10 protein-coding genes and 1 tRNA gene are annotated in these 13,345 nt (G+C 62.1%); 5 read left to right on the forward strand and 6 right to left on the reverse strand.

Translation table 11 applies throughout. The annotated features are described in order from the left end of the window. Positions 1-5: 5 nt before the first annotated feature. The 3 genes from FIU81_RS00140 to FIU81_RS00150 all read left to right on the forward strand — a co-directional run bounded on the left by FIU81_RS00140 (position 6) and on the right by FIU81_RS00150 (position 2,465). Positions 6-1,622 carry a heme biosynthesis protein HemY gene (locus FIU81_RS00140; protein WP_124110025.1) on the forward strand — a complete coding sequence of 539 codons (1,617 nt, stop codon included), beginning with the start codon at positions 6-8 and terminating at the stop codon, positions 1,620-1,622. Between the two features lie 44 nt (positions 1,623-1,666). Then, positions 1,667-1,742 (forward strand) — tRNA-Thr (locus FIU81_RS00145). A gap of 117 nt (positions 1,743-1,859) precedes the next feature. Further along, positions 1,860-2,465 carry a YrbL family protein gene (locus tag FIU81_RS00150; RefSeq protein ID WP_254695951.1) on the forward strand — a complete coding sequence of 202 codons (606 nt, stop codon included), beginning with the start codon at positions 1,860-1,862 and terminating at the stop codon, positions 2,463-2,465. Here FIU81_RS00150 and FIU81_RS00155 read toward each other — a convergent pair. The 3 genes from FIU81_RS00155 to FIU81_RS00165 are packed head-to-tail and all read right to left on the reverse strand — an operon-like array spanning position 2,462 to position 4,917. Continuing rightward, the gene (locus tag FIU81_RS00155; protein ID WP_124110024.1) at positions 2,462-2,860 is read right to left on the reverse strand and encodes a (deoxy)nucleoside triphosphate pyrophosphohydrolase; all 399 of its coding nucleotides are present in this window, start codon (positions 2,858-2,860) and stop codon (positions 2,462-2,464) included. The two genes, FIU81_RS00150 and FIU81_RS00155, sit on opposite strands and share 4 nt — an antisense overlap. Beyond that, a complete protein-coding gene (argJ, locus tag FIU81_RS00160) occupies positions 2,857-4,071 on the reverse strand; it encodes a bifunctional glutamate N-acetyltransferase/amino-acid acetyltransferase ArgJ (RefSeq protein ID WP_124110023.1) in 1,215 nt (404 codons plus the stop codon). Before argJ ends, FIU81_RS00155 begins: the two co-directional genes overlap by 4 nt. 6 nt (positions 4,072-4,077) lie before the next feature. Continuing rightward, a complete protein-coding gene (locus FIU81_RS00165) occupies positions 4,078-4,917 on the reverse strand; it encodes a peptidylprolyl isomerase (protein ID WP_124110022.1) in 840 nt (279 codons plus the stop codon). A 169-nt stretch (positions 4,918-5,086) separates the two neighbouring features. Between FIU81_RS00165 and secA the strand changes: the two genes are divergently transcribed. Together secA and FIU81_RS00175 are read left to right on the forward strand one after the other, a co-directional pair. Continuing rightward, positions 5,087-7,789, forward strand: a complete 2,703-nt coding sequence (gene secA / locus FIU81_RS00170; protein WP_124110021.1) for a preprotein translocase subunit SecA — start codon at positions 5,087-5,089, stop codon at positions 7,787-7,789. Positions 7,790-7,870: 81 nt separating this feature from the next. Next, the gene (locus FIU81_RS00175; protein ID WP_124110020.1) at positions 7,871-9,256 is read left to right on the forward strand and encodes a phosphate ABC transporter substrate-binding/OmpA family protein; all 1,386 of its coding nucleotides are present in this window, start codon (positions 7,871-7,873) and stop codon (positions 9,254-9,256) included. A gap of 47 nt (positions 9,257-9,303) precedes the next feature. On the opposite strand, the gene radC is transcribed toward FIU81_RS00175, so the two are convergent. From radC to dnaK, 3 genes are all read right to left on the reverse strand, one after another. Continuing rightward, positions 9,304-10,035 carry a RadC family protein gene (gene radC / locus FIU81_RS00180; RefSeq protein ID WP_124110019.1) on the reverse strand — a complete coding sequence of 244 codons (732 nt, stop codon included), beginning with the start codon at positions 10,033-10,035 and terminating at the stop codon, positions 9,304-9,306. A 64-nt stretch (positions 10,036-10,099) separates the two neighbouring features. Continuing rightward, complete coding sequence (gene dnaJ, locus FIU81_RS00185; RefSeq protein ID WP_124110018.1) at positions 10,100-11,257, reverse strand: molecular chaperone DnaJ; 1,158 nt, start codon at positions 11,255-11,257, stop codon at positions 10,100-10,102. A gap of 71 nt (positions 11,258-11,328) precedes the next feature. Continuing rightward, a complete protein-coding gene (gene dnaK / locus FIU81_RS00190) occupies positions 11,329-13,245 on the reverse strand; it encodes a molecular chaperone DnaK (RefSeq protein WP_124110017.1) in 1,917 nt (638 codons plus the stop codon). Positions 13,246-13,345: the final 100 nt, after the last annotated feature.

The following is a 13,345-nucleotide window of genomic DNA, read 5'->3' on the forward strand; positions in this document are numbered from 1 at the left end:
ACTCCATGCTCTGGTCTCTCATCAAGGTCGTCGTCTTCTTTGCCATCATCGGTCTTCTGGCCGTAGGTGCGGGACAGCTGCTGAACGCCGACGGCTCGATCCGTATTGCTGTGGCAAATACCGAAGTCACGCTTGGGCCGCTTCAGGCCGCCATTGCAGCGATCCTTTTGATCGTTGCGGTCTGGATCACGCTGAAGGTTTTGGCGCTGATCTGGGCTCTGATTCGCTTCCTCAATGGGGATGAGACGGCCGTATCGCGCTATTTCTCACGCAACCGCGAGAAAAAGGGCCTGAACGCCTTGGCCGAAGCAATGCTGGCGCTGGCCGCGGGTGAGGGCAAGGAAGCGCAAGCCAAGGCAGAGCGTGCTGAAAAGTACCTCGACCGTCCCGATCTGACGAATCTGCTGATCGCGCAGGGTGCCGAGATGACGGGTGACACGTCGAAGGCCGAGGGCGTCTACAAGCGTCTTGTGCAGGACGACCGAACCAAGTTCGTCGGCGTGCGTGGCTTGATGAAGCAGCAATTACAGGCAGGCAATTCCGAGACAGCGCTGGCGCTGGCGGAGAAAGCGTTCGAACTGAAGCCCAAGCACGAAGAGACGCAGGACACCTTGCTGAAACTCCAGGCCGCCAAGCACGACTGGGCGGGTGCACGTCAGACCTTGGGCGCCAAGCTGAAGTACGGCACCCTGCCGCGCGATGTGCACAAGCGCCGCGATGCTGTGCTGGCGCTGTCAGAGGCAAAGGATGTCGTTGCCGAAGATTCCTCGATCGATGTGCGCGAGAAAGCGATCGAGGCGAACCGCAAGTCGCCGGACCTGATCCCGGCTGCCGTGATGGCCGCGCGCGGCTACATCCGCAACAACCAGGAACGCTACGCCACCCGCGTTTTGAAGAAAGCATGGGAAGCGCAGCCGCATCCAGACCTCGCCGCAGCATACGCCGACATCGCGCCGAACGAGACCCCTGCACAGCGCGTGCGCCGGTTCAGCACTTTGACGCGGCTCAAGCCCGATCACCCCGAAACCAAGATGCTTCTGGCCGAACTGCAGATCGCGAACGAAGATTTCCCCGCAGCACGTCGCGCGCTGGGCGATCTGGCAACGGCGCAGCCGACCGCGCGGGCGGTCACTATCATGGCCGCCATCGAGCGTGGCGAAGGTGCGGACGACGCAGTGGTACGCGGGTGGTTGACCCGTGCGCTGACCGTGTCGCGCGGCCCGCAATGGGTCTGCGACAACTGCCACACCGTGCATTCGGAATGGGGACCGATCTGCGGTAACTGCGGCGCGTTCGACACCCTGTCGTGGACGGAGCCGTCCGAGGGCACGGTCGCCATGCCCAAACAGACAGAGATGCTGCCGTTGATCGTCGGTCAGGTCGAAGACAAGCGCACCGAAGTCGAGGATGCAGAGCCGGTGGTTGTCGAGGAACCGAAGCCCGACCAGACGCCCGCCGCCGCACCGGTGAAGCACGAGGAACCCGCGCCCGATCCCGCCGAGGAAGGGGTGCAGACCCCGCCTGTCAGCGAGGACACGCATCAGGATGCCGTCAGCGTTCCCGAGGCGGAAGTGATTGTTCCGCAAGATCAGCGAAAAGAGGCGAACTCCAAGGCAAAGTAGCCCTTTCCCTCCGGAGCGGGCCTTGTTACAGACCGCGCCGGTAGGCCGCTGTAGCTCAGCTGGTAGAGCACGTCATTCGTAATGATGGGGTCGGGGGTTCGAGTCCCTTCAGCGGCACCACTTATCACTCAAGGCCTTTGGGGGATGAGTAACGGCATGGAAAGTAGGCTTCTGCGAAAAACTTTCGACTTGTCCGGTCTCTCGCCACTCACGTCCGGAACTCGCCGACAAGTCTACATGCTGGACGATGTGAGTCCGCCTTTGGTTCTTAAGGTCATTGATCTGGAATATGAGATCGCTCGGCTATCGCCCGCCAAACGCTTCATTCGGAAGTGGATGCCCCTGTCACATCATCGAATGATGATCCGGGAAGCGTCTCACCAAGGTCGGGTCGCGATTAAGGCTGGGCCGTGCGCGCCAAAGATTCCACTGCCCCAGTTCCGCGGGCTGGTTCAGACCAGTCGGGGGCCAGGAGCAGTCTGGGAGGCCCTTACGGCCGATAATGGAACCTTGGCGCCAACGCTGAGCGAAGAAATCACCCGGCTCGGCTCGGTCGAGACATTTCTTCCGCAGATCAATCGTCTTCTCGAACAGATACTGGCGTTCGGCATTCTTGTGCTCGATTTCCATCCGGGCAACGTTGTGGTGAGCGGCTGGGAGGATGGACCGGAATTAGTCCTGATCGACGGTTTCGGTCGGCAACACCTTGTTCCCATCCGCGAAGTGTTTCCACGCCTGGGTCGGAAAAGGCTGTTTGCGCAGTGCGAAATCTTCGCACGCAAGACGGGGTGTAAATGGGATCCCGTGGCGCGAAAGTTCGTCGGCAAGGCTTCTTCTGGCTAAAGCCAGTCGCGCAAAATCGGGATCAGGGGCAGATCGGCAGGCGGCATAGGATAATCGCGCATGTCGCGCGGGTGAACCCACTTCAGTGCTTGGCCTTCTTGCGGCTGGGGTGTGCCTTCCCATTTGCGACAGGCGAAAAGAGGCATAAGCAGGTGGAAGTCATCGTAGGCGTGGCTGGCGAAGGTCAGCGGGGCAAGGCAAGAGGCCCAGGTGTCGATTCCCAGCTCTTCCTGCAACTCGCGGATCAGAGCGTCTTCGGGGCGTTCATCGGGTTCGACCTTGCCGCCTGGAAACTCCCACAGGCCCGCCATCGACTTGCCTTCGGGGCGCTGCGCCAGAAGCACGCGACCATCGCGGTCGATCAGGGCGACGGCAGAAACGAGTACGATCTTCACGAGCGGTAGTCCGCGTTGATCTGGATATAGGCATGGGTCAGATCGCAGGTCCACATGGTCGCTGTACCGTCGCCCAGCCCCATGTCCACGCAGATCACTAGGTCCTGCGCCTTCATGTAGGCCGCGCCTTTTTCCTCGGCGTAGTCCGGGCTGACCCAACCGTCGCGCGCGACTTCTATGTCGCCGAAGCGGATCGACAGGCGGTCGCGGTCGGCCTTTGCGCCGGACTTGCCGACGGCCATGACGATCCGACCCCAGTTGGGATCCTCTCCGGCAATAGCGGTCTTCACCAATGGTGAATTGGCGATGGAACTGGCCACCTTGCGCGCATCGGCGTCGCTATCCGCACCCGTCACGGCGACTTCGACGAACTTCGTCGCCCCTTCGCCGTCGCGCACGACCTGATGCGACAGGTCCAGCATGACGGCGTGCAGCGCATCCTCAAAAGCGCCGCCGCGCGCCGTCACAGCAGCGCTGCGCCCGGTGGCGGCCATGAGAAGAGTGTCAGAGGTAGAGGTGTCGCCGTCCACCGTAATGCAGTTGAACGTCCGGTCATTCAGCGCCGATACCATGTCCTGCAATAGCGCGCGCTCGATCTTCGCGTCGGTGAAGATGTAGACCAGCATCGTTGCCATATCTGGCGCGATCATGCCGGACCCCTTGGCGATGCCCGCGATGCGCACGGTCTGACCGTCGATCTGCACCTCTTGGACAGATCCCTTGGGGAAGGTGTCCGTCGTCATGATAGCCTGTGCTGCGCCGCTGATGCCGTTCGGTGCCAGCCCATTCATCAGGTCGTCCAGCGCGCCCGTGATGCGGTCGTCGGGCAAACGCTCGCCGATCACGCCGGTGGAGGAGGTGAAGACGCGATTGCGATCCAATCCCGTGCGGCCCGCAACGGCGGCGCAGATCCGCGCCACCGACTCGTCGCCCGCTTTGCCGGTGAAGGCATTGGAGTTGCCGCTGTTCACGATGATCGCAGCGCCGTCTCCGTCGCCACCGATCTTCGCCTCGCAATCCAGCACGTTGGCGGAACGGGTTGACGAACGTGTGAAGACGCCCGCCACCACGGTTCCCGGATCGCACAGGGCCAGCATCACATCGGTGCGGCCCTTGTAGCGCACGCCCGCCGCGACACTGGCGAAGCGCACCCCGTCGATGACCGGCAGGTCGGGGAAGGAGGCGGGCGCCAGCGGCGAGAGGGTGGGCATTGGCGCTTAGTCCAGAAGGGCGTCGTTACGGATGATCGCCGGGTCGATCTCTGTCTCGGCCTCGGTCATCTCGGCATCCTCGACGGCGCTGGTGGCCAGGCCTTCGATGGCTTCGATCTGCAACTGCCCTTCGATGTCGGCGCGCACTTCTTCCAGCGACGGCACGGCTTCTTCACGCGTATCGTTCAGCTTGATCACATGCCAGCCGAACTGCGTCTCGACCGGACCGGCAACCGCGCCGACTTCCATCTCTTGCACGGCAGCATCGAACGGGCCGACCATCGCGCCAGCGCCGAACCAGCCCAGCTCGCCACCCGAGGGGCCTGAGGGGCCAGTGGAGTTCGCGATCGCCAGTTCGGCGAAGTCTGCGCCGCCGTCCAACTCTTCGATCAACGCCTGCGCCTCTTCCTCTGTCTCCACCAGGATGTGGCTGGCGTTGTATTCGGTCGTCGGCTCCACGCCGCCATATTCGGCGTCATAGGCGGCCTGCACCTGCTCTTCGGTCACGGCGTCTGCAGCCAAACGCTGGATCACTTCCCCGGCAACCAGCGCGCGACGCTCGTTCTCGATCGTCAGCTCACCGCGGGTGGACAGGCCGTCGGCCTGCGCACCAAGGGCGGTCTGCTGCACCAACTGCTCCAAAATACCGTCGTACAGGACCTGATCCTCCAGCCCCTGATACTGCTGCGGCAAGCGGGCGCGCATGGCGATCATGTGGCCCAGCGTGATGTCGGTGCCGTTGACGGTGGCAACGACGGTGCTGGCGTCCTGCGTCGCATCTTGGGCGAAGGCCGGCATGGCGGTGGACAGCGCCAGTAGGGCGGCGAGCGTGCGGAGTTTCGGCATCGTTGTGGTCCTTTCCAGCAAGGGCACACGGCACCTTGCGTTGACAGTCGTATAGGCGGCCCTTACATCGCCTGCAGCCTGTGCAGGGGCCTTGGTCTTGCCGTCTTCCTAGTCGGCGCCGACAGGCCGGGCAAGCAATCCCCCTCACACGATGATGTCAGGAGAAATGATGCTTGGTCTGGGTTCCGTCGCGCGCAAGATGTTCGGCACGCCGAACGACCGCAAGGTCAAATCGACCCGAGCGGTCATCGATCAGATCAACGCGTTGGAGCCCGAATTCGAGGCGATGTCCGACGACGCGCTGATCCGCAAGACGCATGAGCTTCGCGACGAGCTGCGCGCCGGCAAAACGCTGGACGACGTGCTGCCGCAAGCCTTCGCCAACTGCCGTGAGGGCGCGCGCCGCGCACTTGGTTTGCGCGCTTTCGACGTTCAGCTCATGGGCGGCATCTTTATGCACCAGGGCAACATCGCCGAGATGAAGACCGGCGAGGGAAAGACGCTGGTCGCGACCTTCCCGGCCTACCTGAACGCCCTGTCCGAAAAGGGCGTGCATATCGTTACCGTCAACGACTACTTGGCTCGTCGCGATGCGGAATGGATGGGCAAGGTCTTCGCCGCACTGGGCATGACCACCGGCGTCATCTACCCCCAGCAGCCCGAAGAAGAGAAGCGCGCCGCCTACGCCTGCGATGTGACCTACGCCACGAACAACGAACTCGGCTTCGACTACCTTCGCGACAACATGAAGGCCGAGCTGAACCAGATGATGCAGCGCGGGCACAACTTCGCCATCGTGGACGAGGTCGACAGCATCCTGATCGACGAGGCGCGCACTCCGCTGATCATTTCCGGCCCATCGGATGACCGCTCGGAGTTGTATCGCACCATTGATGCTGTAATCCCGCATCTGACCGAAGAGCACTACACGCTCGACGAAAAGACCCGGAACGTCACTTACACCGACGAGGGCAACGAGTTTCTTGAAGATCACTTGCTGAAGGCTGGCATTCTGCCAGAGGGCCAGACGCTCTATGACCCCGAGTCTACGACAATCGTCCACCACGTGAACCAGGGCCTGCGCGCCCACAAGCTGTTCACCAAGGACAAGGACTACATCGTCCGCGACGGCGACGTTGTGCTGATCGACGAATTCACCGGCCGCATGATGGCCGGGCGTCGCCTGTCCGACGGCCTGCATCAGGCCATCGAGGCGAAAGAGGGCGCGGACATCCAGCCCGAGAACGTCACGCTCGCCTCCGTCACGTTCCAAAACTACTTCCGTCTTTACAACAAGCTGTCCGGCATGACCGGCACCGCGCTGACCGAAGTCGAAGAGTTCGCGACCATCTACGGCCTGGGCGTCGTGGAAATCCCCACGAACCGCCCCATCGCCCGCGTGGACGAGCACGATGCCGTCTATCGCACCGCGCAGGAAAAATACGCGGCCATCGTCGAAGAGATCAAGGATGCGAACGCCAAGGGCCAGCCGGTTCTGGTCGGCACCACATCCATCGAAAAGTCCGAGTTCCTGTCGCAACTGCTCGAAAAAGACGGCGTGCCGCACAACGTTCTGAACGCGCGCCAGCACGAGCAGGAAGCCCAGATCGTCGCCGATGCGGGCAAGCCCGGTGCCGTCACGATCGCCACGAACATGGCCGGTCGCGGCACCGATATCAAACTGGGTGGCAACCTTGATTACAAGGTGATGGAAGCGCTCGCCGCCGATCCCGACGGTGACGCCGATGCCATCCGTGCCCGGATCGAGGCCGAGACCGCTGCGGACGAAGAGAAGGTGAAAGAGGCCGGCGGCCTTTACGTGCTGGCCACCGAGCGCCACGAGAGCCGCCGGATCGACAACCAATTGCGCGGCCGCTCTGGCCGTCAGGGCGATCCCGGTCGCTCGGCCTTCTTCCTGTCTTTGGAAGACGATCTGATGCGTATCTTCGGGTCCGAGCGTCTGGATAACGTGCTTCAAAAGCTGGGCATGAAAGAAGGCGAAGCCATCGTTCATCCTTGGGTGAACAAGTCGCTGGAGCGTGCGCAGGCCAAGGTCGAAGGCCGCAATTTCGACATACGCAAGCAGCTTTTGAAATTCGACGACGTGATGAACGACCAGCGCAAGGTGATCTTCGCCCAGCGTCGCGAGATCATGGAGACCGACGATCTGGGAGAGATCGCGCAGGATATGCGCCATCAGGTCGTGGACGATCTGGTCGATCAATACGTGCCCGCGAAGACCTACGCCGATCAATGGGACGGCGAGGGGCTTTATGTTGCCGTGCTGGAAGGGCTGAACCTTGACCTGCCGATCAAGGCGTGGATCGAAGAGGACGGCGTGGACGATCAGGTTATCCGTGAGCGTCTTTACGAAGCCTCGGACAAGATGATGGACGAGAAGGCCGCTGGCTTTGGCCCCGAAAACATGCGGCAGATCGAAAAACAGGTCCTGCTGCAGACCATTGATGGAAAGTGGCGCGAGCACCTGCTGACACTTGAACATCTGCGATCGGTCGTGGGCTTCCGCGGTTACGCGCAACGCGATCCATTGAACGAATACAAGAACGAAAGCTTCCAGCTGTTCGAGACAATGCTGGATAGCCTGCGGTCGGACGTGACGCAGAAGCTGGCCCAGATCCGTCCGCTAACGGAAGAAGAGCAGCAGAAGATGATCGCCCAGATTCAGGCGCAGCGCAGCCAGGTTCAGGCGGCGGCGGAACCGCAGCCTGAACAAGGCGTGGCGCAAGCCGAAGCTGCAGCACCCGGTTTCGTGGAGGCCGATCCGGAAACCTGGGGCAATCCGGGCCGCAACGACCTCTGCCCTTGCGGTTCGGGCAAGAAGTTCAAGCACTGCCACGGCCAACTGGCCTAAGGGCTGTACGGCTTGCGCAGGGTCCTAAGTCTGGTGGCTGTGCTGCTCTTGAGCGGCCCAGCCGCCGCGCAGACAATTCGATTGAGCGACGACACGGGGCAGGTGGCCGAAGGCGAACTTCTGGATTTTGACGGTCGGTATTACCGCCTTCTTGGCCCGTACGGCGAGATCACGTTGGATGGGTCCTCCCTGACCTGCGCGGGTGATGACTGCCCTAGGCCCGATGTGGCGGCGCGGCTGCGCATCTCGGGGGCCGCCTCTGTGGTGTCCACGGTCTTGCCCGCTCTGCTCGAAACCTACGCGCGCAGGCGCGAATTGGACCTTGCGATTGTGGAGGAAGGTGTCACGCGTGAGTATACGCTGTCGCAGAGTGGAGCGGCTGTGTTGAAGGTCGCGTTGGCGGCTACGTCTTCGGCGGAAGGTTTGGCTGACCTGATTGCCGATGCGGCGGACCTCGCTGTAACTACGCGGCTTCCGAACGCGACCGAGCAGATTTTGGCGCGCGAGGCTGGGCGAGGCGACCTGTCCCGCGCGCGCCAGCGCACGATAATCGGTCTCGACGCGGCTGTTGCCGTGATCGGAGACACGAGTACCCGGCGGTCGGTGGCGCCAGCCGATATGGACAATGCGATCTCGGTCCATGTGCCGACCGGGGACGCACAAGAGGCGATCTTGTCGATCCTGCCTGGCGGACGGCCGGCCTTGGTCGTCCCGCATCCGGATCGGCCTGCCCTTGATACGGCATTGGATGCGGACCCGGAGGCGGTTGGCCTTGTTCTGTTTTCTGAACTGGGTGGGCTGCAAGCGATCCCGATCGCCGGAGCTTGCGGTGCTGGGGCCGACGCAAGTCAGATGAGTATCAAGACCGAAGACTACCCGCTGGTTCTGCCGGTCTACCTGTTTTCGCCCGGTCGCCGACTGGCACCCGCCGCCCGAGACTTCGTCGACTACGTCACGTCTCCGATTGCGCAGCCGGTGATCCGGCGCGCTGGCTTGGTAGACCAGTTCCCGCAAACCATTCCGTTCGGACAGCAGGGCGACAGGATCGGACTGGCCGTCGTTTCGGCTGAAGAAGAGATTGGATTGTCCGCGCTGCGCCGTATGGTTCAGGCGCTGGACGACCGAACGCGGCTGACCCTGACATTCCGCTTCCGGAACGGGTCGTCCGCGTTGGATGCGCAGTCGATGGGGAATGTTGAACGACTGGCGGAAACGCTGCGCGATGGGATATTCCAAGCCCGGCGGCTTGTGTTCGTTGGGTTCACCGATCGTGAAGGTTCTGCTGCCGCAAATCAGAGAGTGTCTCTGGAACGCGCCACCGCAGTGCGTGATGCCGTTGCCGCGCTTGCGCCGGGTGGCAGCGCCGAGTTGGCTGTCGAGGCCTATGGTGAGGCTTTGCCGATGGCTTGCGACGACACCGACTGGGGCAAGCGCGTAAACCGCCGGGTGGAATTGTGGCTGGAATAGCGATGCGAGCCAAGCGAATCCAGCTTTTACCCAGACCAAGATCCACATCACAGATAACCCTGCCCGCGAAAGCTCGTCTCGGTGCCGTGTCCGATAATGATATGGTCGTGCAAAGTCAGACCGAGAACGGTGCAGGCTTCGGCGATCTGCCAGGTCATGGAGATGTCGGCGTCTGACGGTGTCGGATCGCCGGATGGGTGGTTATGCACCAGTATCAGGGCTTTGGCGTCCAACTCCAATGCGCGTTTCACGACCTCCCTGGGATAGACGGGCACGTGATCGACGGTCCCGCGCGCCTGCTCTTCATCCGCGATCAAGGTGTTCTTGGTATCCAGAAACAGGATGCGGAAACGCTCGGTCGTTTCGCGGGACATCGTGGCGTGACAGTAGTCGATCAAGGCCTGCCATGATGACACGATGGGCCGGTTCAACGCGCGGGTGCGCAGGCAGCGGCGGACGACGGCCTCGGTGACTTTCAATTCTGACGCGACGGCGGGGCCGATGCCGGGGGTCTTGGCTAAATTGTCAGCCGACGCCGCCAGAACGCCGCCCACGTCAGCGAAGCGGTCGATCAGGGCCCGCGCGAGAGGCTTCACATCGCGGCGGGGTACGATGCGGAACAGAAGCAACTCCAGCAGTTCGTAGTCCGGCATCGCATCCGCGCCGCCTTCGGCGAACCGCGCACGCAAACGGCTGCGGTGGTCGGCCAGATAGGACGGCGCACCCTTCTGGGCGGGTGCTTCATCGAAAAGAAGGGGGTGTTCTGCAAAGGATGACATGACCGCAGCCTGTCACGCAAAGCTGAACGAAACGTAAAAGGGCGACCCGAGGGCCGCCCGTTTTTCAGTTTTTCATGCCATCCCAGAAGGATTTGACTTTCCGGAAAAAGCCCGAGCTTTCGGGGTTGTTCTCTTCCGACAGCGCCTCGAACTCTCGCAGCAACTCGCGCTGCTTGGAGGTCAGATTGACCGGGGTCTCGACGGCTAATTCGATGTACATGTCCCCCGTCGCGGCGGATCGCAGGCCCGGCATACCCTTGCCACGCAAGCGCATCTGCTTGCCCGATTGTGCACCGGCGGGGATCTTCACCCGGCTGCGGCCGCCGTCGATGGTGGGCACTTCGATATCACCACCGAGAGAGGCCGAGATCATCGATACCGGAACGCGGCAGAACAGGTTTTCCGCCTCGCGTTGAAAGATCGGATGATCCTGTACTTCGATGAAGATGTACAGATCGCCCGATGGCCCGCCGCGCAGACCAGCCTCGCCCTCACCGCCAAGACGGATGCGGGTGCCTGTTTCGACGCCTTTCGGGATATTCACCGAAAGCGCGCGCTCTTTCTCGACCCGGCCCGCGCCGCCACAGGAATGGCAGGGGTTCTTGACGATTTGCCCCGCACCCGAACATGTCGGGCAGGTACGTTCCACGGTGAAGAAGCCCTGTTGTGCGCGTACCTTGCCCATACCCGAACAGGTGGGGCAGGTCGTAGGCTCTGCTCCGCCCTCGGCGCCCGACCCGTTGCAGGTGTCGCAAGCGACGGACGTGGGTACAGTGATCGTTTTCTGCAGGCCGACGTAGGCGTCTTCCAGCGAAACACGCAGGTTATAGCGCAGGTCAGAGCCGCGCGTGGCACGTTGACCGCCGCCGCCGCGTCGCTGTCCCATGAAATCGCCGAACAGGTCGTCGAACACGTCGGAGAAGGCAGAGGCGAAGTCGCCTTGGCCCCCGCCGCCGCCCGGATAGCCACCGGGTCGCCCGCCGCCGCCCATGCCACCTTCGAAGGCCGCGTGGCCGTAGCGGTCGTAAGCGGCTTTCTTTTCAGGGTCTTTCAGAATGTCATGCGCTTCGTTCGCTTCCTTGAACTGCGCTTCGGCATTCGGATTGTCAGAGTTGCGGTCGGGGTGCAGCTCTTTCGCCTTCTGGCGATACGCTTTCTTGATGTCGTCGGCGGACGCCCCCTTCGACAGCCCGAGGACGTCGTAATAGTCGCGTTTGGCCATGATGGTGTCCCTTCACGTCAAGGGGCCGGCCCAATGGATCAGGCCGGCCCCCGGTTGTGCGCGTCAGGCGCTTAGGAGGCGCGCTTGTCGTCGTCGAGATCTTCGAAGTCGGCGTCCACGACACCGTCATCGTCCGATCCACGATCCGTTTCCGGGACGTCCATGTCGTCGCCGTTCTCGGCAGCGCTGGCCTTGTAGATCGCTTCGCCCAGCTTCATCGACGCCTCGGTTACGTTCTGGATGCCCGACTTGATCTTGGCCGAGTCATCCGTCTCCAGCTGCTCTTGCAGATTGGCGACGGCCAGTTCGATGGCTTCGACCGTGGTCGGATCGACCTTGTCCTTGTGCTCTTCCAGCGACTTTTCGGTCGAGTGGATCAGCGACTCGGCCTGATTGCGGGCCTCGACCAGCTCACGCCGCTCTTTGTCGGCGTCCGCGTTGGCTTCGGCGTCCTTCACCATCTTCTCGATATCCTCGTCGGACAGACCGCCAGAGGCTTGGATGGTGATGTTCTGCTCTTTGCCGGTGCCCTTGTCCTTGGCGCTGACCGACACGATGCCGTTGGCGTCGATGTCGAACGTCACCTCGATCTGGGGCATGCCGCGCGGTGCGGGCGGGATGTCTTCCAGATTGAACTGGCCGAGCATCTTGTTGTCCGCCGCCATCTCACGCTCACCTTGGAAGACGCGGATCGTCACCGCGTTCTGGTTGTCTTCCGCGGTCGAGAAGATCTGGCTCTTCTTCGTCGGGATCGTGGTGTTGCGGTCGATCAGGCGGGTGAACACGCCGCCCAGCGTTTCAATACCCAGCGACAGCGGGGTCACATCGAGCAGGACCACGTCTTTCACGTCACCTTGCAGAACACCGGCCTGAATGGCGGCACCCATGGCGACGACCTCGTCGGGGTTCACACCCTTGTTCGGCTCACGTCCGAAGAACTTGGTGACCTCTTCCACGACCTTTGGCATGCGGGTCTGACCGCCGACGAGCACAACTTCGTCGATCTCGGAGGCAGACAGTCCGGCATCCTTCAGAGCGGCCTGACATGGCTTGATCGAACGCTTGATCAGGTCGGACACCAGCGATTCCAGCTTGGCGCGGGTCAGCTTCATGACCATGTGCAGCGGCTGGCCGTTTGCACCCATGGTGATGAACGGCTGGTTGATCTCTGTCTGGGAGGACGACGACAGCTCAATCTTGGCCTTCTCGGCGGCTTCCTTCAGGCGCTGAAGCGCCATCTTGTCGGCGCGCAGGTCGGCGCCGTGCTCTTTCTTGAACTGATCGGCGAGGTAGTCGACGATCGCCATGTCGAAGTCTTCACCGCCAAGGAATGTGTCGCCATTGGTGGACTTCACTTCGAACAGACCGTCGTCGATCTCCAGGATGGTGATGTCGAACGTGCCGCCGCCAAGGTCATAGACCGCGATGGTCTTCGATTCCTTGCGGTCGAGGCCGTAGGCCAGCGCCGCCGCCGTGGGCTCGTTGATGATGCGCAGCACTTCGAGACCGGCGATCTTGCCGGCGTCCTTGGTGGCCTGACGCTGCTGGTCGTTGAAGTAGGCCGGAACCGTGATGACGGCCTGCGTGACCTCTTCGCCCAGATAGCTTTCGGCGGTTTCCTTCATCTTCTGCAGCGTGAAGGCAGAGATCTGGCTGGGCGAATACTTCTCGCCGCGCGCTTGAACCCATGCGTCGCCCTGACCGCCATCGACGATTGTGTAGGACAGGTTCTTCTTGTCCTTCTCCAGTCCTTCGTCGCTGAACCGGCGGCCCACAAGGCGCTTGACGGCAAAGATGGTGTTTTCAGAGTTGGTCACGGCCTGGCGCTTGGCAGCCTGACCGACCAGACGCTCGTCTTCCGTGAAAGCGACGATCGACGGCGTCGTGCGCGCGCCTTCCGAGTTCTCGATCACGCGGGGTTGGCTGCCGTCCATGATCGCGACGCAGCTGTTGGTGGTTCCAAGGTCGATACCGATGACTTTAGCCATGCTCTCAAGTGTCCTCTTCTTAGGCGATATGTTTGCGGTCAGACCCGTTTGCGCGGCATCTGCCCGCTGATCCCGATGTTGATTTGACCGATGATACAGG

The organism is Palleronia sp. THAF1, assembly GCF_009363795.1.
Classification (GTDB): domain Bacteria; phylum Pseudomonadota; class Alphaproteobacteria; order Rhodobacterales; family Rhodobacteraceae; genus Palleronia.

What these genes read in the sequence shown, in the direction of transcription:
- FIU81_RS00140 (WP_124110025.1), top strand. Translation starts at nt 6, where the DNA reads ATGCTCTGGTCTCTCATCAAGGTCGTCGTCTTCTTTGCCATCATCGGT.
- FIU81_RS00150 (WP_254695951.1), top strand. Translation starts at nt 1,860, where the DNA reads ATGCTGGACGATGTGAGTCCGCCTTTGGTTCTTAAGGTCATTGATCTG.
- argJ (WP_124110023.1), bottom strand. Translation starts at nt 4,071, where the DNA reads ATGCCCACCCTCTCGCCGCTGGCGCCCGCCTCCTTCCCCGACCTGCCG.
- FIU81_RS00165 (WP_124110022.1), bottom strand. Translation starts at nt 4,917, where the DNA reads ATGCCGAAACTCCGCACGCTCGCCGCCCTACTGGCGCTGTCCACCGCC.
- secA (WP_124110021.1), top strand. Translation starts at nt 5,087, where the DNA reads ATGCTTGGTCTGGGTTCCGTCGCGCGCAAGATGTTCGGCACGCCGAAC.
- radC (WP_124110019.1), bottom strand. Translation starts at nt 10,035, where the DNA reads ATGTCATCCTTTGCAGAACACCCCCTTCTTTTCGATGAAGCACCCGCC.
- dnaJ (WP_124110018.1), bottom strand. Translation starts at nt 11,257, where the DNA reads ATGGCCAAACGCGACTATTACGACGTCCTCGGGCTGTCGAAGGGGGCG.
- dnaK (WP_124110017.1), bottom strand. Translation starts at nt 13,245, where the DNA reads ATGGCTAAAGTCATCGGTATCGACCTTGGAACCACCAACAGCTGCGTC.